16 protein-coding genes are annotated in these 18,631 nt (G+C 42.2%); 11 read left to right on the forward strand and 5 right to left on the reverse strand.

Annotation, left to right across the window (positions count from 1 at the left end; all coding sequences use genetic code 11):
- Window positions 1-7: 7 nt before the first annotated feature.
- Entirely contained in the window at window positions 8-2,335 is a 2,328-nt protein-coding gene (metE, locus tag AS141_RS08375) for a 5-methyltetrahydropteroyltriglutamate--homocysteine S-methyltransferase (RefSeq protein WP_057937185.1), read from the forward strand.
- 413 nt (window positions 2,336-2,748) lie between these two features.
- Here the strand turns inward: metE and AS141_RS08380 are convergent, their stop codons facing one another.
- Window positions 2,749-3,111 (reverse strand): n-acetylglutamate synthase, encoded by a 363-nt coding sequence (locus tag AS141_RS08380; RefSeq protein ID WP_232424850.1) that lies wholly within the window; start codon window positions 3,109-3,111, stop codon window positions 2,749-2,751.
- Window positions 3,112-3,223: 112 nt separating this feature from the next.
- On the opposite strand from AS141_RS08380, the gene AS141_RS08385 reads away from it, so the two are divergent.
- Complete coding sequence (locus AS141_RS08385; RefSeq protein WP_057937249.1) at window positions 3,224-4,876, forward strand: M1 family metallopeptidase; 1,653 nt, start codon at window positions 3,224-3,226, stop codon at window positions 4,874-4,876.
- A gap of 70 nt (window positions 4,877-4,946) precedes the next feature.
- Here the strand turns inward: AS141_RS08385 and AS141_RS08390 are convergent, their stop codons facing one another.
- The 3 genes from AS141_RS08390 to hflX all read right to left on the reverse strand — a co-directional run bounded on the left by AS141_RS08390 (window position 4,947) and on the right by hflX (window position 9,175).
- The gene (locus tag AS141_RS08390) at window positions 4,947-6,611 is read right to left on the reverse strand and encodes a PQQ-dependent sugar dehydrogenase (RefSeq protein WP_057937186.1); all 1,665 of its coding nucleotides are present in this window, start codon (window positions 6,609-6,611) and stop codon (window positions 4,947-4,949) included.
- A 121-nt stretch (window positions 6,612-6,732) separates the two neighbouring features.
- The gene (locus tag AS141_RS08395) at window positions 6,733-7,800 is read right to left on the reverse strand and encodes a PAS domain-containing sensor histidine kinase (RefSeq protein WP_057937187.1); all 1,068 of its coding nucleotides are present in this window, start codon (window positions 7,798-7,800) and stop codon (window positions 6,733-6,735) included.
- Window positions 7,801-7,924: 124 nt separating this feature from the next.
- Window positions 7,925-9,175 carry a GTPase HflX gene (hflX, locus tag AS141_RS08400; protein ID WP_057937188.1) on the reverse strand — a complete coding sequence of 417 codons (1,251 nt, stop codon included), beginning with the start codon at window positions 9,173-9,175 and terminating at the stop codon, window positions 7,925-7,927.
- Between the two features lie 201 nt (window positions 9,176-9,376).
- On the opposite strand from hflX, the gene rfbC reads away from it, so the two are divergent.
- The 8 genes from rfbC to purU all read left to right on the forward strand — a co-directional run bounded on the left by rfbC (window position 9,377) and on the right by purU (window position 16,803).
- Window positions 9,377-9,928 carry a dTDP-4-dehydrorhamnose 3,5-epimerase gene (rfbC, locus tag AS141_RS08405; RefSeq protein WP_057937189.1) on the forward strand — a complete coding sequence of 184 codons (552 nt, stop codon included), beginning with the start codon at window positions 9,377-9,379 and terminating at the stop codon, window positions 9,926-9,928.
- Window positions 9,928-10,674, forward strand: coding sequence for a tyrosine-protein phosphatase (locus tag AS141_RS08410; protein WP_057937190.1), 747 nt, complete (start codon window positions 9,928-9,930; stop codon window positions 10,672-10,674). The genes rfbC and AS141_RS08410 overlap by 1 nt, the downstream gene beginning before the upstream one ends.
- Window positions 10,675-10,689: 15 nt before the next feature.
- Entirely contained in the window at window positions 10,690-11,643 is a 954-nt protein-coding gene (locus AS141_RS08415; protein ID WP_057937191.1) for an NAD-dependent epimerase/dehydratase family protein, read from the forward strand.
- Between the two features lie 144 nt (window positions 11,644-11,787).
- A complete protein-coding gene (locus tag AS141_RS08420; RefSeq protein WP_057937192.1) occupies window positions 11,788-13,203 on the forward strand; it encodes a tetratricopeptide repeat protein in 1,416 nt (471 codons plus the stop codon).
- Between the two features lie 16 nt (window positions 13,204-13,219).
- Entirely contained in the window at window positions 13,220-13,990 is a 771-nt protein-coding gene (locus tag AS141_RS08425) for a phosphosulfolactate synthase (protein ID WP_057937193.1), read from the forward strand.
- 57 nt (window positions 13,991-14,047) lie between these two features.
- Window positions 14,048-14,983, forward strand: coding sequence for a DUF368 domain-containing protein (locus tag AS141_RS08430; RefSeq protein ID WP_057937194.1), 936 nt, complete (start codon window positions 14,048-14,050; stop codon window positions 14,981-14,983).
- On the forward strand, window positions 14,980-15,717 hold the full coding sequence (locus tag AS141_RS08435; protein ID WP_057937195.1) for a shikimate dehydrogenase family protein: 738 nt from the start codon (window positions 14,980-14,982) through the stop codon (window positions 15,715-15,717). Before AS141_RS08430 ends, AS141_RS08435 begins: the two co-directional genes overlap by 4 nt.
- A gap of 231 nt (window positions 15,718-15,948) precedes the next feature.
- Window positions 15,949-16,803 (forward strand): formyltetrahydrofolate deformylase, encoded by an 855-nt coding sequence (gene purU / locus AS141_RS08440; RefSeq protein ID WP_057937196.1) that lies wholly within the window; start codon window positions 15,949-15,951, stop codon window positions 16,801-16,803.
- On the opposite strand, the gene alr is transcribed toward purU, so the two are convergent.
- Window positions 16,800-17,954, reverse strand: coding sequence for an alanine racemase (gene alr, locus AS141_RS08445; protein ID WP_057937197.1), 1,155 nt, complete (start codon window positions 17,952-17,954; stop codon window positions 16,800-16,802). The two genes, purU and alr, sit on opposite strands and share 4 nt — an antisense overlap.
- Before the next feature lie 88 nt (window positions 17,955-18,042).
- On the opposite strand from alr, the gene AS141_RS08450 reads away from it, so the two are divergent.
- Window positions 18,043-18,630 (forward strand): DNA-3-methyladenine glycosylase I, encoded by a 588-nt coding sequence (locus AS141_RS08450; RefSeq protein WP_057937198.1) that lies wholly within the window; start codon window positions 18,043-18,045, stop codon window positions 18,628-18,630.
- The last annotated feature ends 1 nt before the right edge of the window (window position 18,631 follow it).

Genomic DNA, 18,631 nt, shown 5'->3' on the forward strand with positions numbered 1-18,631 from the left:
AAAAGAGATGCAAACGCATAATCTTGGCTATCCGCGAATTGGTAGCCGCCGAGAACTCAAAAAAGCCTGTGAACAGTATTGGGCTGGCAAAATCGCACTTTCTGAGCTCCTCACTGAAGGAGAAAAGATCCGTCAAGCGAACTGGAACCTTCAGAGAGAAGCGGGAATTGATTTAATCCCTTCCAATGATTTCTCATTCTATGATCAAGTCTTGGATATGTCCCTGATGGTCGGTGCAATTCCGGAGCGCTATCATGAGGTAATTTTGCAGAAAGGTGGAAACGAACTAGACCTGTATTTTGCCATGGCTCGGGGCTATCAGCAAAATGGTCTGGACATCACCGCTATGGAGATGACCAAGTGGTTTGATACCAATTACCATTACATTGTTCCCGAGTTTACCAAAAACCAGCAGTTTAAACTGTTCTCCACCAAAGTCATCAAGGAATTTTCTGAAGCAAAGCAGCTTGGGGTTTTGACCAAGCCAGTCCTGATCGGCCCGGTTTCCTATCTGCTTTTGGGCAAAGAGAAAGAGGAAGGCTTTGAGCGGATTGATCTGCTCAAAAACCTGCTTCCGGTTTACTTGGAACTTGTGAAAAAGCTTGATGCCCTTCACGTAGAATATGTGCAGTTTGACGAGCCATTCTTGGCTATGGATCTTACAGAAAAGGAGAAAAAGGGCTTTACCTATGCCTATGAGGAGATAAAAAAGGCTTATCCTTCTCTTAAAATTATCCTTGCCAATTATTTCGACTGCTTTGGAGAAAATCTTGAAACCGCACTTTCCCTTCCTGTTCACACCCTACACTTGGATTTGGTACGATGCCCGTCCCAATTGGATGATATCTTGGATTCGGGGAAATTGAAGGCCAATGTGAAGCTTTCTCTGGGAATAATTGACGGTAGAAACATCTGGAAAAATGACTTTCAACAGTCCCTTTCCCTGATTAATAAAGCGGTAGACTGTATCGGTGTTGAGCGTATTTGGATAGCGCCTTCCTGCTCACTGGTCCATTCACCCTGTGATTTGGATCTGGAAGAAAATACCGAATCCCTTCCTGTAGAAGTGAAGCAATGGTTGGCTTTTGCAAAGCAGAAAATTGCGGAGGTTGTGACCTTGAAAAAGCTGGTGGAAAATAATGAAGATTTAGAGGTTTTGGAAGCTTTTTCACAAAATGTGGTTGCAGGCGCCAGCAGAAAATCTTCTACACTTATCCACAATGAGCAAGTGAAAAACCGGGTAAATGCTATCAAAACCGGTGATGACCAGCGGAAAAGTGGGTTCTCCATCCGCCAATCCAGGCAAAAGGAGTCATTAAGCCTCCCACTTTTCCCCACAACCACCATTGGTTCATTCCCACAGACCACAGAAGTACGATCCTGGAGAGCTAGATTTAAAAAAGGCGATTTGGCCAGGGAGGCCTACGAGAAATTACTGGAGGAAGAAACCAGAGATTCAATCATTTGGCAGGAGAAAATTGGGATGGACGTGCTCGTGCACGGGGAGTTTGAGCGTAATGATATGGTCGAGTATTTTGGCGAGCAATTGGCAGGATTTGCTTTTACCAAGTTTGGATGGGTACAGAGCTATGGCAGTAGATGTGTGAAGCCACCGATTATTTATGGAGATGTATACAGACCGGAGCCGATGACGGTGCGTTGGTCAGCTTTTGCGCAGTCGCTTACCGACAAACCCGTTAAAGGAATGCTAACAGGGCCGGTGACGATCTTGCAGTGGAGTTTTGTGCGCAATGACCAGCCCAGGTCTCAGACTTGTACCCAGATTGCTTTGGCTATCCGGGATGAAGTGGTGGATTTGGAGAAGGCTGGAATAGGAGTGATCCAGATCGATGAACCTGCAATCAGAGAAGGACTTCCGCTTCGCAAAGCCGACTGGCAGGCTTATTTGGAATGGGCGGTCCGTGCATTTAGGATATCCGCAAGCGGGGTGAAAGACGAAACGCAGATCCACACACACATGTGTTATTCAGAGTTTAATGATATCATACAGCATATCGCCGACATGGATGCGGATGTGATTACTATAGAATGCTCCAGATCCCAAATGGAGCTGCTGGATGCTTTTGCAGAATTTAATTATCCAAATGAAATCGGCCCGGGGGTATATGATATTCACTCACCAAGGGTGCCGTCTAAATCCGAAATGATCGCATTAATGGAGAAAGCGAAAGCAGTAATCCCAGCAGCGAATTTATGGGTAAATCCTGATTGTGGATTGAAGACCCGCCATTGGGAAGAAACCAGGAAAGCGCTGATCGAAATGGTGTCTGCTGCGAAGAAACTGCGTGAAGCGGTGACTGAGCCTGTGGGCTAAGAATCATTTGCCCGGTGGTGGAAGTATCCACCGGGCGATTTTTCTAAATTAGTATAACCGCATTGAGCACCGAGGTCTTCAGAGGAGAACGCAGATTAAGCAACTTTCTTTTTACAATTCAGCTTACTTTTTTAAATCTTCTTGGATGATAAATTTCCCATTTTGGCGTCCTCTGATCGCGGTTTCAGTTTTCCAAAAAGTCTTGGCTTTACTTCTTCCAGACCCAAAAAGCTTTCGTTTTTGATATCATTGTTCCTCTTCAATTGCCTTTAAAAAATGAATTCTCTCTTGGTAGTCAGGATTCGATTTTCATAGCCGTTTGATTTGGATCTTACTAATTTAAAGTAAAAGGAACATAGATTATTTTCAAAATTGGCATTTAGGCTACTTCGGTTGGTCTTCCAGCTTATGAATTAAATCTCCTCAATTACACTTTCACCTTTTGATCGATCACCTGAAGTCCATTCCCAAGTTTCATGGAGGCGGATTTTACCGTTCTCCAGGATTTCAGGAATGGAATGGCAGATTCCAGTCATCAATTCCCCGGCTGAATTCACTTGATGATAGCGCATGTTGATGTTTCCTGACTGATCCACCAAACCGATCAAATGGCCTTTGATAATTTTTCCACCAGCGTACTCTGCAGTTAGAATATTGGCTTCTTGGTAGTAGTGGAATATAGTCTCAGCTGATGTTTCTCCGTTTTCAGAATTTTGCACAGCCCTGAAAGCTCGGTTATTGTAGTTGATCAGTATCGATTCATCAGGTTTTATCATAAGTTCAGGCAGTTGTTTTTACTAAAATTAAGTCCTTTTGTGGAAAAATATGGCTTTTCAATTAATCCTTCCCAGTATCTTGTGGCTTCAAATCCCAAATTTTGCTTTATCTATGAGGTCTATACTTGTTATTTTCTGCTTTGTCTTCTCTCTCAGTACCCAGGCCCAAATGTTTCCTCACGGAGAGGAATTTACCAGGCAGGATACGCTTCGGGGTACAATTACGCCCGAGCGTGTATGGTGGGATCTGCAGCATTATCATTTGGAAGTAAAAGTAGATCCGGCGACGAAGTCACTTTCGGGGAAAAACACCGTAAGATACAAAGTGCTGGAAGCTGCGAAGCGTATGCAAATTGACTTGCAGGCCCCCATGCAGCTCACCAAAGCTGAGCAAGGAGGAGTGGAACTGGAAATCGAGCACGAGGGAAATGCCCATTTTATCACCCTGAAAGCATCGCAAAATGTGGGAGAAGAAAAAGAAGTTGTGTTGACTTTTGCAGGAAAACCGGTGGAGGCGATCCGTCCTCCTTGGGATGGGGGACTGACCTGGCAGAAGGACAGCAATGGATTGCCTTTTATTGCAAATGCCAATCAGGGAATTGGTGCGAGCATCTGGTGGCCAAATAAAGACCATGGCTACGACGAGCCGGATCAGGGTGTTCTAATGAGCGTAACAGTTCCGGAAAACTTAATGGATGTATCCAACGGCCGTCTGATTGGTACTGATCATGATAAAGAAGCAAAGACCAAAACCTATCACTGGGAAGTGAAAAATCCTATCAATAATTATGGGATTAATATCAACATAGGTGATTATGTGCACTTTGGTGAAAAATATGCAGGAGAGAAAGGCGAACTGGACATGGACTATTATGTGCTTCGCGAGAACTTGAAAAAAGCCAGGAAACAATTTGAAGATGCTCCAAAAATGATGAAAGCATTTGAGCATTGGTTTGGGCCGTATCCTTTCTATGAAGACAGCTACAAGCTAGTCGAAGTCCCTTATTTGGGGATGGAACACCAGAGCTCAGTGACTTATGGAAATGAATACGAGAATGGCTATCTGGGGCGTGACCTGAGCGGTACGGGGTGGGGACTGAAATTTGATTTTATCATCATCCACGAGTCTGGACATGAGTGGTTTGCCAATAACATCACCTATCGGGATGTAGCCGATATGTGGATTCATGAGAGTTTCACTGCCTATTCGGAAAATCTGTTCCTGGATTACTTCTATGGAAAGGAAGCGAGCAAAGAATATGTGTTGGGGACCAGGATGGCGATCAACAATGACATTCCGATCATTGGCAGGTATAATGTAAACTCAGAGGGATCTGGTGATATGTATTACAAAGGCGCCAATATGTTACACACACTTCGTCAGCTAGTGAATGACGATGAAAAGTGGAGAACAATTTTACGGGGTTTAAATACTGAGTTTTATCATAAAACTGTTTCCACCCGCCAGATCGAAAATTACATCAGCCAGAATGTAGGAATCAACCTGACTCCTGTATTTGATCAATACCTGAGAGATATTCGAATTCCGATTTTCAGTTATAATTTGGTGGCGGGGAAGCTTAATTACCGCTGGGAAAATGTGGTCGATGGGTTTGAGATGCCCGTAAAAATCTTTGTTGATGAAAAGGAGATGCACCTAAATCCTACACAGCAATGGCAATCCGTAGATATGCCACAGAAGAATGTCAAAATCCAGGTGGATGAAAATTACTACGTGGGAACAATGAATATCTCGGGGAATTGACCAAAAACGGGGAATGCAATACGCTGCATTCCCCGTTTTTTTGAGTAGTAGGAGACTTTCTCAGCGATGTTTACTTTATAACCTTATATATTTTTCCCTCGGTTTTACTCATTATATAAATATTTTCCTCTGCATCTTGTCCGAATTTGAGATCGACTCTCTTTCCTCCACATAGCTCAAGAAGGCTTATTTCTTTGCCTTCAAAAATAACCCCCCAGCTTTTTACACCAGAATTTAGATCAGCTAAGTCTGCGAAAAACAGTCTGCCTGAAAGAATATCACCAAAGATAAATTTTCCTTCCAGTGGACCATAAGGCATTATATATCCTGCAAATATCGCTGCGAGTTCATCATGGTCAAGCTGGATGACTGGATAGGTCACACCAAATCTTTCATCATTTTCCTGCAACTCAAAGATTTCATTAAACTTGCCATAAGGATTGATAATAAATCTGCCCTCTCTGATCGGCCAGCCATAAAACTTACCTTTCTCTATCCTATTAAGTTCTTCTATGCTATGTTGCCCGATATCTGTGGCAAACATATCTCCATCATTATCCCAAAAAATCCTGTTGGGATTGCGAAAACCATAGGCATAAACCTCACCTGCTTTTTCAGGATTCCCGGCAAAAGGGTTGGTCGCCGGTATTCCGTAATTGCCATTTGGACTATTGTTTCCCAAAGGATCGATTCGCAGAATGCTGCTATAAATTTCACGGCCTTTAGTATCAGAAAGATGCGCGAATCCCTGCTCTGTTAGCCCTCCATCGCCGAAGCCAATATATAGAAGGCCATAATCTTCATCACCTTTCTTGGCGTGCGGATTAAAGGTGATTTCTTGCATGCCATGAGCTTGGGAGGGGATATCCACTCTAAGAATTTCCCGATTTTCGCCTTTGAATTTCACAGCATTGGGATCTTCGGCTTTCCACTCAGTCAATATCCATTGCATAAAATGACGGATACTGTCCGGATAGCTATAATCCGCTTTTTGCGTACCGCCAGGTTCTGTATGGGCAGTGTATACTAGCCCGTTGTCTTTGAATTCTGGGTGAAAAGTGAAGCTGGCCATACCTGTTGCCCAGCCCGGACTACTAACTAAGTCTGGTTTCAACGTATTAATAGGCAAATATAAGTTTGGCTTCTTATCTACGAGTTCATAAAGCCCTATCCGTTGATCATTGATAAAAAGACGCTTTGTTCCTGGAATGGCTTGCATTTTGGTCATTTTGGCCAAGGGATGAATGGTATCGGAGGCGGGTAGCTGGGAGAATAATTCCAGCTCAATACGAATTCCAGAGTCGGGAACCGTATCAGGAATAGGATCTTCTATCCCTGCCTTCGGTAACGTGTCCGGCAGGTGTTGGTAAGTATGTAGATAGGCCATCAAGGCATCCAATTCTTCTTCAGAAAACCCAGCGAAGGGAGGCATATGGGCTTTGTACTTTTCTACCAGCCTGAGCGCCCGTGGATCTCCTGAAGCGATTATTTTGGAAGGATCCTTGATGAAATTTTTGACCCACGCAGTTTCTACGTTATGGGTCACTCCGCTCAGGTTAGGGCCAATTCCATTTTGCTGGAAGCTGTGACATGTGCTGCAGTTATTTTCAAAGAGTAACTTTCCTGCCTGTATCTGTTCTGAATCAGAACTTATCTCACTTCCAAATTCTTTTTTTTGTGAGCAGGAGAATTGCGCTAGAGCGGTAATCAAAAAAAGGAATATCAAATTTTTCATTGATGCTAATTAATAGTTTTACTCGATGGCACCAAACAAATTGATATATTTGGTTTACCTGTCCTGCATCGTCTTTTTTGCGGGAAACTTTTTAAAAAAGTTAAATTTGCTTTGGAATTACCTAAGAATTCAAAATTATCCGAAAGGTAGTGCCCTCGCCAAGTTTGCTTTCCACTTCAATAGTACCTCCCAAGCTTTGCACATGGTTGTAAACCAGATAAAGGCCAATTCCATGACTATCTTCGAGAAGGTGAAAAGTTTGTTGGAATCCAAAAATTTTATCTCCGACTTTGTCCAGATCAAAACCAAGCCCATTATCGGAAAAAGTAAGCTGAATTTTATCTTCTAGGTACTTTGAAGAAATGGTAATAATAGGGGGTATTCCCTGCCTTTTATACTTAATAGAATTGGTGACCAGATTGAGGAAAATACTTTCCAGAAAAATACTATTGGAAGTAATTCTTGGTAATTTATCAAAGTCTGTGACTATACTGGTTTTAGTATTTTTAATGAGTGCGCCGATGGAAGTGGAAACGTTGGTTATCGCTTTTTTGAGCTCCACTTCTTGAATTGGAACGTAAAGAGACTGCTTTTCTCTGAGCACCTTGGAATAAACATTCAATTTTTCCCGTAAATCTCCACAGCACATTTTAAAAGCCTCCATAAGTTCTAACGTTTCTTTATCGGTGATTTTGGAAAAATCTATCAACTCATAAATAGAAAGGAGGTTGTTCACGGGGGACCGCAAATCATGCGAAGTCATGTGGCCAATATGGCGAAGGTCTTTGTTTAATTCGGTGAGCTTGTTCAAAAGCGCATTTTTGTCTGCCTCCTGTTCTTTCTTCTGGGTGATATTCTTTGCGATAGCAAATACTACCTGATCACTTTCTACCGGCTGTGAAGTCCATGAAAGCCAAACTATTTCCCCTGATTTGGTGACATATCTATTTTCGAAATTAATCAAGGGAATTGCTTTGAGTATTTCACTCCTTACATTGGCAGTTTTCTCTTTGTCATCTCTGTAAATGAAATGATGGATTGGTTCGGAATACAATTCTTCGTATGAATAACCTAACGTTTGTTTGACTGCGGGATTTACTTTTTTAAAGTAACCGTCAAAACCCGCTATGCAGACCAAATCTGGTGTTAAGTCAAAGAATATGTCATATTGGGAGAATTCCGAATTCATTCTACTATGACTTGAGGGTGCCTGGCTGTAAAACTTAAACGAGGATAGACAAAAAATAATTAAAACTGGAAAAAGATGAGTAAAAAAAGATTGGCCATCGATAACCGATGGCCAATGAACTAGTTCATCCCTCTAGTGTGAAAGTCTCATCTTCCAAATAATGGGGATACATTTTTCGGTGTTGTTTTTTCACTTCTGCGATTAAAGCCTGACGAAAGCCTTCTACATTCTGTCCACTTGCTGCAGCCATAAATACCGGCGTAATTCCCGTTTTCTTTTTGTATGCCTCTGCCAAAGCATCGAAATCCAGAAAGTTAGCTTCTTCCAATTCAAGTTCTGTCATTTTCATGCTCTCCTCCTCACTAGGCATGGTTTCTACTAAATCTATCTTGTTAAAGACAAGCAAAATCGGCTTATCTCCTGCTTTGATCTCATTCAATGTCTGGGTGACTACAGCAATATGGTCTTCGAAATTTGGGTGGGAAATATCCACCACATGCACAAGCAAGTCCGCCTCACGGATCTCATCCAATGTCGATTTAAAGGCCGCAATTAGGTGCGTAGGGAGTTTTCGTATAAACCCGACCGTGTCGGAAAGCAAGAAAGGTACATTATCCAAAACCACCTTTCTTACCGTAGAATCCACTGTGGCGAAAAGCTTGTTTTCGGCAAGTATATTTGTCTTGGTGATGAGATTCATGAGTGTGCTTTTGCCAACATTGGTATAACCGACTACAGCTACACGAACAATCCCTTTTCTTCCTTTGCGTTGGGTTTCTCCCTGTTTTTCGATCTCACGAAGTTTCTCTTTGAGCAGCGTAATACGGTTTCGGATATCCCGTTTATCTGTTTCTATCTCTTTTTCCCCCGCACCGCCACGTGTGGTAGTACCTCCTCTTTGTCTCTCTAAGTGAGTCCATAGATTCGTCAGTCTAGGCAGTAAGTACTGGAAGCGGGCAAGCTCGACCTGAGTTTTGGCCTGGGCCGTTTGAGCTCGTTGTAGGAATATGTCCAATATTAATAGTGATCTGTCATAGATCGTCACCTTGAGCTCATTCTCCAGATTTCTCATCTGAGAGGGGGAAAGATCATCATCAAAGATGACCATGTCCACTTCAAAATGCTTTATATATGCCTGAATCTCTTCAAGCTTACCAGAACCCACAAAAGTTTTGATATCCGGCTTTTCCATTTTCTGGGTAAAGCGATACACTGTTTTAGCTCCTAAAGTCTCAGTCAAAAAAGCCAATTCATCCAGGTATTCCTCTGTCTGTTGATCGGTTTGGTACTGACGGACTACACTTACTAAAATGGCTGTTTCTTCTTTTGAAGCTGTTTCGTGAAGTTTTTGAAGTTTCCGGGAATGTTTACTCATAAGTTAAGGGCTATGTCAAAACAATGCGAAAGACCGGGATTTAGTTTCCTATTTGCTTAGAAATAGCAAGTTGAAACCATGATTTTTCGAATTGTGCGAAAAGATGGCACAAAGTTCGACATATTTCCTTAGAATTGATTAGGATAGTCCTTTGACTGGTGGTTATTTTGCCTTTTAATTCAGGAAACAACATATACCTAGATGGCCCAAATAAAAAAAGCACCTCTAGCGGGTGTCTTAGAAATTTTCCCTAGAGTTTTTGAAGACCAAAGAGGTTATTTCTTTGAATCCTATCGGGCGGATTGGTTACAATCCGAAGGAGTAAATCATGGATGGGTTCAGGATAATCAGAGCTTTTCACAGAAAGGAACAGTCCGTGGCCTTCATTTTCAGCGTGGGGAATTTGCTCAGGCGAAATTGGTACGGGTGATTCAGGGCAAGGTTTTGGATGTGATCATTGACTTACGAAAAGGCTCTGCTACTTTCGGAGAGAAATATTCCGCCATTCTTGACGCTGACAGAAACAACCTGATGTATGTGCCAACAGGTTTCGCCCATGGTTTTTCTGTGCTGGAAGATTCTATTTTTGCATACAAGTGTTCAAATTATTATAATAGGGAAAGTGAAGGTGGGATACACTGGAATGATCCTGCATTGAAAATAGACTGGCAAATAAATGAGCCAATTATTTCTGAAAAAGATGCCATTTGGCCTACTTTGGAAGAATTTAAAGCTAGTGAAGGAGGCTTGTAATGGGATTTTTAGATCTGTTTAAGAAAAAGCCTGAGGTTGTCGAAGATCTTGACTTGAGTTGGTTGGAGGTGGATATGCATTCGCATCTGGTTCCAGGCATCGACGATGGATCTAAAACTATGGAAGAATCACTTGATTTGATCAAGCGACTTGCGGGTTATGGCTTGCGTAAAATAATAACTACTCCCCACATTATGTCGGAGTACTATCGCAATACACCTGAAATCATCAACATGGGTCTTGAGGATCTTCGTCGTGCATTGAAAAATGAAGGTATTTCCATTGAGATAGAAGCTGCCGCGGAATATTACATGGATGAGATTTTCCTGGAGAAAATCAAAAATGGAGAAGAAATCCTCACGTTCGGTGATAATTATATACTGGTAGAAACCGGCTTTATCAATAAGCCCCAAATGCTTTTGGAGATTATATTCCAATTGGAAATGGCGGGCTTCAAGCCTATTCTGGCGCATCCTGAGCGCTATCAATACCTGATTGCTGACAAAGGACTACTACAGGATCTGACAGACAGGAAAATCCTCTTTCAGGTGAACTTGCTGTCACTCACGGGATTTTATTCCAAACCAGTGAAAGATTTTGGAGAGATGCTGGTAGAGACCGGTTTGGTTCGATTTTTTGGGACTGACTGCCATAATCCCCGTTACTTGGATATGATGGAGACTCTGCCTAAATCTAAACTTTACGGAAAAATCAAAGAACTCAACCTGCTCAATTCTTCTCTTTGATTCGTGAGTAAGCCAATGAAGATTCTCATCACAGGTATTACGGGATTATTTGGAAGCTATTTAGCCAAAGAATTTGCTGCACTTGGAGAGATTCATGGCTTCCGCAGGAATAATTCCTCACTCAGGCTTTTGGAGGGACATAGGTTTCCTATTACTTGGTACGAAGGAGAACTTTCTGACATTGAATCGCTGGAAGCGGCGCTGGAAGGAATGGATTTGGTGGTTCATGCTGCTGGGAAAGTGTCATATGATTCCAAAGACGAGGAGATTCTACATAGAACCAACGTGACCGGCACGGCTAATCTTGTGAACGCCATGTTGAACATAGGTGTGAATAAGCTCATTCACATAAGCTCTGTAGCAGCAATTGGAAGAAGCCCCGAGCTGATGCATCTAGATGAGAATTTCAAATGGGTGGAATCTCCACTTAATACCGATTATGGTATTTCTAAATATTTAGCCGAACTGGAAGCCTGGAGAGGGGAGCAGGAGGGGCTGGACCTGATAGTTGTAAACCCCTCAATCTTGTTGGGAAAAATCAGTGATGACCGTAGCTCATCGGATATTTACCACTATGTATTGGAAGAAAATTCCTATTATCCAGAGGGAGATCTGAACTACATAGATGTACGGGATGCTGCTAAACAAGTCAGAGAATTGGTAGAAAAGGGTGTTTGGGGCGAGCGATTCATATTAAATAAAGAACGGATTTCTTATAAAGAATTCTTTGAGAAAATGGCTTTTGCATTTGGGAAGAAAGCTCCGTCAAAGTCGGTGGGTCCACTGTTACTCAGCGCGGCTGTGTTTGTCAATACAATTCTCAGGAAAGTAGGATTAAGTAAAAGCCCACTTAACAAAAAGACGGCAATGATCTCCCAACAGAAAGTCTATTTTGATAATACTAAAGTGAACAAGCTGCTTGGAAGCAGCTATTACAGCTTAGATGAAACCTTAGATTGGTCAAAGTAAACTTATTTTTGATCTCAATCGTTTCTTCTCAAAGGCTCACAAGAGATAAACAATCATCTCCGAAAGAGGAAAATAAAATTTAACAAATCGAGATTTTGAGAGACCAAATTAATTGGTAACTTAACTAAACCATAACACATCCTAATGACCGGAGATCACGATCACGATTGGGAAAATGACAAGAAGCTGGTAGAGCGATTTGAAAATTCCCTGCAATCCAATCTGGACCTTTATTTTGAAGAGGAGGAATTGGAAGATATCATCCGATTTTACTTTGACCAGCAGAAGTTTCTTAAGGCATTGCGCGCGGCTGAGTTTTCCCTGGAAAGATTCCCTTTCTCCGTGGAAATTAAACTTTTGAAGGCACAATGCCTGATTTTCAATGATGAATTGGAAGAAGGTCTGGATATCCTGGAAAACATCAATAACATATCTCCTAACAACGAAGAGATTATTCTTGCCCTTGCAAACGCTTATATTTTGGCAGGAACTCCCAAGGAAGGCATAGAACTATTGGAGAATTTCCTGCCATTGGCGGAAGACAAGGCTGAGGTATTTTATTCTTTGGGCAACCTCTATCGTGTCCAAAACAACAATGAGAAGGCGAGTCATTATTTCAAAGAAGCGGTAAAAAACCGCATCAATCATGAAGATGCGCTTTTCCAGTTGGCGATGATAACTGAGGAAGAGGGCTCTTTTGATGAGATTCTTGACTTTTATCAGGAGTTTATTGATCAAGATCCTTATAGTGCAGGTGCTTGGTACAATTTGGGAGTAGTGTATAACCGTCTGGGCAGGTTTGAAGAAGCAATCAAGGCGTATGATTATGCCATATTGATCGATGACGCTTTTGCTTCAGCCTATTTCAATCTCGGCAATGCCCTGATGAACACCCAGCAGTATGAGTTGGCTCTGGAAGCATACCAAAATACAATTAACTGTGAAGGAGCGAATGCCGAGAATTGCTGCTATATGGGTGCCGCATATGAGAAACTTGATAAAATAGATGAGGCTTTCAAATATTTTAAGAAGTCCGCTAAGTTTGATGAGGAGTACGACGATGCGTGGTTTGGCTTGGGAATGTGCATGCTGAAGAAGGAGAAGTTTTTTGAGGCGATACATTATTTTAAAAAGGCATTAAATCTTACAAAAGAAAATTCTAATTATTGGGTAGGCCTGGCAGATGCTGAATTTAATTTGGGAAATATGCAGGCCAGCTCTGAGGCATATGAAGAAGCGATCAATCTTGAGCCTGGAATTTTGGAAACTTATGTAAATCTGGCACTTATCTACTTTGAGCAAAACCGATTCGAAGAGGCGATTGATGTGACAAGAGAGGGGATTGAGGAAATGCCTGAGGAGGCGGAGCTGTATTATCGCCTGGTTGTTTACTTAATCAAGATGGGCAATTACAAAGAGGCATTTTCATTTTTGGAAAATGGGTTAACTTTGGACTTTGAAAAGCATACCATCATGTATGATTTGATGCCTGAGCTGAAACAGCAGAAGGCTTTGTACAAGATTATTGCCCAATATCGAGAGGAAAATCTCGAGTCTTAACATTAAAACCTCGCTAATGAATTATGAGCTGAATAATATCCCCGTTCGGACTGAAAAGCCACGAACCAAAGGATTTACCATGGCCATGGACAAAGGCCTAAGCCTACGAGCCACAGAAGATTTTGTAGATAGTTGTTCCGATTTTGTAGATATCGTAAAGCTTGGCTGGGCTACATCTTATGTGACCAAAAACCTAAATGAGAAGCTTACCATCTATAAGGAAGCAGGAATTCCTGTTTACCTCGGGGGTACACTTTTTGAAGCTTTTATAGTCAGAGGTCAATTTGACGATTATAGAAAAGTATTGGATAAATATGATCTTTCGTTCGCTGAGGTATCAGATGGGTCTATTTCCCTCAATCACGATAAGAAGTGTGAATACATTGCTACATTAGCTAAGCAGGTAACTGTGCTTTCGGAAGTAGGATCTAAGGATGCTGCCAAAATTATCCCCCCATATAAATGGATCGAACAGATGCAGACAGAATTGGATGCAGGGGCCTGGAAAGTAATCGGAGAAGCCCGCGAAGGTGGGAATGTCGGTTTATTCAGAGATTCAGGGGAGGTAAGACAAGGACTGGTAGAAGAGATTCTTACTCAAATCCCTGAAGAGCGCATCATCTGGGAAGCTCCAATTAAGTCCCAGCAAGTGTGGTTCATTAAGCTCATCGGAGCAAATGTGAACCTTGGAAATATCAGCCCTTCAGAAATTATTCCTCTGGAAACTATCCGACTGGGTTTGAGAGGTGATACATTTGACCACTTTCTGGGAGAAATCAAATTGTAATATAACCCACCCATTACGGGCTGGTTGGAATACTCCGATCAGCCTTTATTTTTGACTATGGATTTTATCAGAAAACGTGTACTCACTTACCTGAAGGGAATGGCAATGGGGGCAGCAGACATTGTTCCAGGTGTCTCAGGCGGATCTATTGCCCTCATTACAGGAATCTACGAAGAGTTGCTTCGTAGCATCAATTCCCTCACTGGGGAAAGTCTGGGATTATTGCTGAAGTTTGAATTCAAAGCATTCTTCAGAGCTGTCAATGGTGGGTTTTTATTGAGTTTGCTTTTGGGGATTTTCACAAGTATTTTCTCCCTATCAAAGCTGATCACTTACTTGATGGTGGAACATCCCATCCCGCTTTGGTCTTTTTTCTGCGGATTGATTTTGGTCAGCGCCTTTTTGATATTGAAGGATATCAAAAAGTGGAGTATGGGAGTAGTGCTTGCGCTTCTTATCGGTACGGCCGCGGCCTATTATATCACGGAATTACCACCCACAAGTAGCCCTGATGCGCTTTGGTTTACTTTCGTAGCAGGAGCTATAGCGATTTGTGCTATGATTCTCCCTGGAATTAGCGGAAGTTTTATATTACTGATTTTGGGGAAATATGAGCCGATATTGCATGCCGTATCAGAGCGGGATTTTGCTACATTGGCAGTGTTTGCAGTAGGCTGTATTGTTGGACTTCTATCATTTAGCAGGGTAATTTCCTGGTTACTGAAGCGGTTTTATTCCGTTACAATCGGCTTACTTTCTGGGTTTATGCTGGGTTCTATCAATAAGCTTTGGCCATGGAAAATTGTCACAGCCTATCGGACATCCTCCAGTGGAGAAGAGAAACCATTTTTAACAAAGAATTTATTTCCAGGAGAGTATCTGGAGCAGACAGGCTTCGAACCAAAACTGATGGTGGCACTTGCCGCCTTTGCTTTTGGGGTTATTTTGGTCGTTGGGATTGATAGACTGGCAGCATATTTAAAGAAATCATGAGAAAATTCGGATTGATAGGCCACCCGCTTACGCATTCATTTTCCAAGAAATATTTCACGGAGAAATTTGAAAAGGAAGGAATTGAAGGCTGCTTGTACGAGTTGTATGATATCCCTAATGCACGTGAATTGGAGCGAATTCTAAATGAAGATCCGGAGATAGAAGGAATCAATGTCACGATTCCCCACAAAGAGGATGTCATTGCTTTACTGGATGAGCTGGATGAAGCCTGCGAGGAAATCGGTGCGGTAAATTGCATACACATTCAAGATGGAATGCTCACAGGTTACAATACAGATTATATAGGGTTTAAAAATTCCCTGGTGCCTTGGTTAGGAGCTGTAAAACCAAAGGCTTTGGTTTTAGGAACTGGGGGGGCTTCAAAAGCCGTCAAGCAGGCACTCTATGCGTTGGGCATTGAGTTTCTCAACGTATCACGCTCCGAAGATGAGGATCAGATTACCTACGACGACCTGGCTTCAGATCCGGAGATTATGAAAACACACCACTTGATTGTGAATACTACTCCGCTGGGGACTTTCCCCCATGTGGACGGTATCCCTGCCATTCCTTTGGAACAGCTTACATCAGCACATTTTGTTTATGATTTGGTTTATAATCCATCTGAAACAGCCCTGATGAAAGCATGTTTGGCAAAGGGAGGGAAAGCAAAGAATGGACATGAAATGCTAATACTGCAAGCTGAAGCAGCGTGGAAGATCTGGAATTCTTAACGTTGAAATCATACCGCTGAAAAACTAAAAATAAAAAGATGAAATCGACACGAATAAAATCATCATTAAAACACTCAGGGTAATGATTATTTTAGTCGTCAAAGATTCCATCTGACCATTTTAAAACAATAATAAACAGATGAAATCGAGCATGACTCAAGAGCCACACACTGGGATGATTATAATGCATGTGAGATTCCATATGGCTTTTAAAAGACAAATTACATTCATATGAAAAAAGCTATACTCATCATCCAGTGTCCTGATCAGAAGGGGATCGTCGCGGAAGTCTCTAAATTCCTCTACGCCTACGAAGGCAATATACTGGAGGTGGATCAGCACGTAGATGAGCAGATGGGTATGTTTTTCATGAGAGCAGCCTGGGAATTGGATTCTTTTTCTTTGGCAAAAGATGAGATTGCCTCTAGGTTCCGGGCCGAAGTTGGGGAGAGATTTAAGATGGATTTCAAGCTTCATTTCAATTTCCCAAAACCAAGGATGGCTATTTTTGTCAGCAAGCTTTCTCATTGTTTATTTGATATTCTGGGCAGGCATCATGCTGGGCAGCTTGATGTAGATATTCCAGTGGTAGTTTCTAACCATCAAAGTCTGAAGGAAATCGTGCAGGCGTTTGGAATTCCATTTCATTATATTCCCATTACCCCTGAAACAAAGGCAACTGCTGAGACCAAACAGCTGGAACTGATGAAAACCAATCGAATAGATTTTGTGGTACTAGGGCGGTACATGCAGATCTTGTCTGCCGAGTTTATCAGGCATTTTCCCAATAGGATCATCAATATCCACCATTCCTTTTTACCAGCCTTTGTAGGAGCTAGACCCTATCACGCAGCCTATGAGCGGGGAGTGAAAATTATCGGGGCCACCGCTCACTATGTGACTGAAGAGTTAGATGCCGGGCCGATTATCGAGCAAGAAGTGGCTCGTGTAAGACACCACAATACAGTCTCAGAATTGGTGCAAATCGGTCAGGATGTAGAAAAAGTAGTGCTCTCCAAAGCCATCAAATATCATATAGATCGTAAGGTGATGCCAATCAAAAACAAAACGGTGATTTTCTATTAAGGAATGATTTTCCGCGGGATGTCTTTAGGTAACCGGGTCAGCATTTCGTAGTTCACCATCTGGGTGGATTCGGAGAAGGAAGCTACAGTGATCTCTTTCCCCCCTTGTTTTCCTATAAGGACTACTTCGTCGCCGACTTTCAACTCTTTGAGCTTTCCCACATTCACGGCAATTGCATTCATAGTTACGGTCCCAACTACCTGGCAATACTGACCATTGATCAGCACCATTCCCTGGTTGCTCAGAAGACGGCTGTAGCCGTGTCCATAGCCCACAGGCACAATGGCCAGACGGATATTTTCCAAAGCCATATAGCTGTTACCATAGCCGACAAACTCTCCGGTTTTCACAGATTTTAAACTCATGATACTGCTTTTCCAGGTGATCAGCCTCTTTAACGGATTTTTATTTCCCTTAGGAAGCGAATTGAGTTTCGCAAAAAATGTCTCTTTAGTCGGCCAAAAACCATAACCTGCAATTCCTATCCTCACCATGTCCATAATAGTTTCGGGGAAAATAAGTGCAGCAGCAGAGCAGGCCGTATGATAGATTTTGAATAGTATTCCCTTTTCCCTGAAAAAGTCCTTGAATTCATGATATCTGGCAATCTGATTTTTTACTCGTACAAAATTACTCACAGATTCTGCGCCGGCGTAATGCGTACAAAGCCCTTCTATTGAGATGAAATCAATATTTTCCAACAGCATTTCGGCAAGTTTCTCCCGTTGAATCCAATCAAATCCAGTCCGGTGAAATCCGGTTTCAATTTCTATGTGGAGCTTTGCGGGGATACCGATTTCCTTAGAGATTGAAATTGCTTTTACCAGCCTTTCAAAGTCAAAAACGTAAAAGCTGATTCCCTTTCGAATAAGCTCTTCCAGCTCTTGCAGATGAAGCATGCCCAGGATCATGATTTCAGATTCTTTTTTTGATTTTTCCCATACTTCCCACGCTTCGTCCGAGCTGAACGTGCTAAAATGGCGGATTCCGGCCTTTTCTGCTATTTCTACCATTTGAGAAATTCCATGACCATAAGCATTACCTTTTAGCACAGCAGAGATTGTTGGTTTTGGACCTATTTCTGAGCGGATATAGCGTATATTTTGTCGGTAAGCCTTTGCGCTGATTTCTAGAGAGGAGGTGGCTATCATTTTAATGTGTCAATTGAAGTCAGAAAGTAAGGTACTCTACTCCCTTATCCCAATTCTTGATTAATTTTATTGTTTAACCGCCATGCAAATGAAAAATACCTTTCAAGTTTCTGATCAAAAGTCCCGTTGTCCTTGGTGTCTTGGTTTCAAAGAATATGTTGAGTACCATGATTCGGAGTGGGGTGTTCCGGTATGGGATGATCGGGTACATTTCGAATTTTTGATTTTAGAATCTGCCCAGGCAGGTTTGAGCTGGGCCACAATCTTGAAGAAAAGAGAAGGCTATCGCAAGGCTTTTGCTGACTTTGATTACAAAGTAGTCGCAGAATTTCCTGAAAGTTACGTGCAGGAGTTACTTCAAGACCCAGGCATAATCAGAAATGTCTTAAAAATCCGGGCAGCAATCAATAATGCCAAATGCTTTATGAAAGTCCAAGAGGAGTTTGGTTCTTTTTCCAAGTACATCTGGGGCTTCGTGGGAGGCAAGCCTATTCAAAGCCGCTTATCATCCATGGCTGAAGCGCAGGCCACTACTAAAGAATCCGATTTGCTTGCCAAAGACCTGAAGAAACGTGGTTTTAAATTTTTGGGAAGCACGACCGTATATGCGCACATGCAGGCAACGGGACTAGTCAATGACCATCTAGAATCTTGTTTCCGCTTTGGGGAGGTATAAC

It is taken from the genome of Algoriphagus resistens, assembly GCF_001442615.1.
In the GTDB taxonomy this organism is placed as follows: Bacteria; Bacteroidota; Bacteroidia; order Cytophagales; family Cyclobacteriaceae; genus Algoriphagus; species Algoriphagus resistens.

Coding starts and splice junctions, on each gene's coding strand:
- rfbC (WP_057937189.1), top strand. CDS start 9,377: ATGGCCCAAATAAAAAAAGCACCTCTAGCGGGTGTCTTAGAAATTTTC.
- AS141_RS08435 (WP_057937195.1), top strand. CDS start 14,980: ATGAGAAAATTCGGATTGATAGGCCACCCGCTTACGCATTCATTTTCC.
- AS141_RS08385 (WP_057937249.1), top strand. CDS start 3,224: ATGAGGTCTATACTTGTTATTTTCTGCTTTGTCTTCTCTCTCAGTACC.
- AS141_RS08430 (WP_057937194.1), top strand. CDS start 14,048: ATGGATTTTATCAGAAAACGTGTACTCACTTACCTGAAGGGAATGGCA.
- AS141_RS08390 (WP_057937186.1), bottom strand. CDS start 6,611: ATGAAAAATTTGATATTCCTTTTTTTGATTACCGCTCTAGCGCAATTC.
- AS141_RS08420 (WP_057937192.1), top strand. CDS start 11,788: ATGACCGGAGATCACGATCACGATTGGGAAAATGACAAGAAGCTGGTA.
- AS141_RS08425 (WP_057937193.1), top strand. CDS start 13,220: ATGAATTATGAGCTGAATAATATCCCCGTTCGGACTGAAAAGCCACGA.
- AS141_RS08410 (WP_057937190.1), top strand. CDS start 9,928: ATGGGATTTTTAGATCTGTTTAAGAAAAAGCCTGAGGTTGTCGAAGAT.
- purU (WP_057937196.1), top strand. CDS start 15,949: ATGAAAAAAGCTATACTCATCATCCAGTGTCCTGATCAGAAGGGGATC.
- AS141_RS08415 (WP_057937191.1), top strand. CDS start 10,690: ATGAAGATTCTCATCACAGGTATTACGGGATTATTTGGAAGCTATTTA.
- AS141_RS08450 (WP_057937198.1), top strand. CDS start 18,043: ATGAAAAATACCTTTCAAGTTTCTGATCAAAAGTCCCGTTGTCCTTGG.
- AS141_RS08395 (WP_057937187.1), bottom strand. CDS start 7,800: ATGAATTCGGAATTCTCCCAATATGACATATTCTTTGACTTAACACCA.
- hflX (WP_057937188.1), bottom strand. CDS start 9,175: ATGAGTAAACATTCCCGGAAACTTCAAAAACTTCACGAAACAGCTTCA.
- alr (WP_057937197.1), bottom strand. CDS start 17,954: ATGATAGCCACCTCCTCTCTAGAAATCAGCGCAAAGGCTTACCGACAA.
- metE (WP_057937185.1), top strand. CDS start 8: ATGCAAACGCATAATCTTGGCTATCCGCGAATTGGTAGCCGCCGAGAA.
- AS141_RS08380 (WP_232424850.1), bottom strand. CDS start 3,111: ATGATAAAACCTGATGAATCGATACTGATCAACTACAATAACCGAGCT.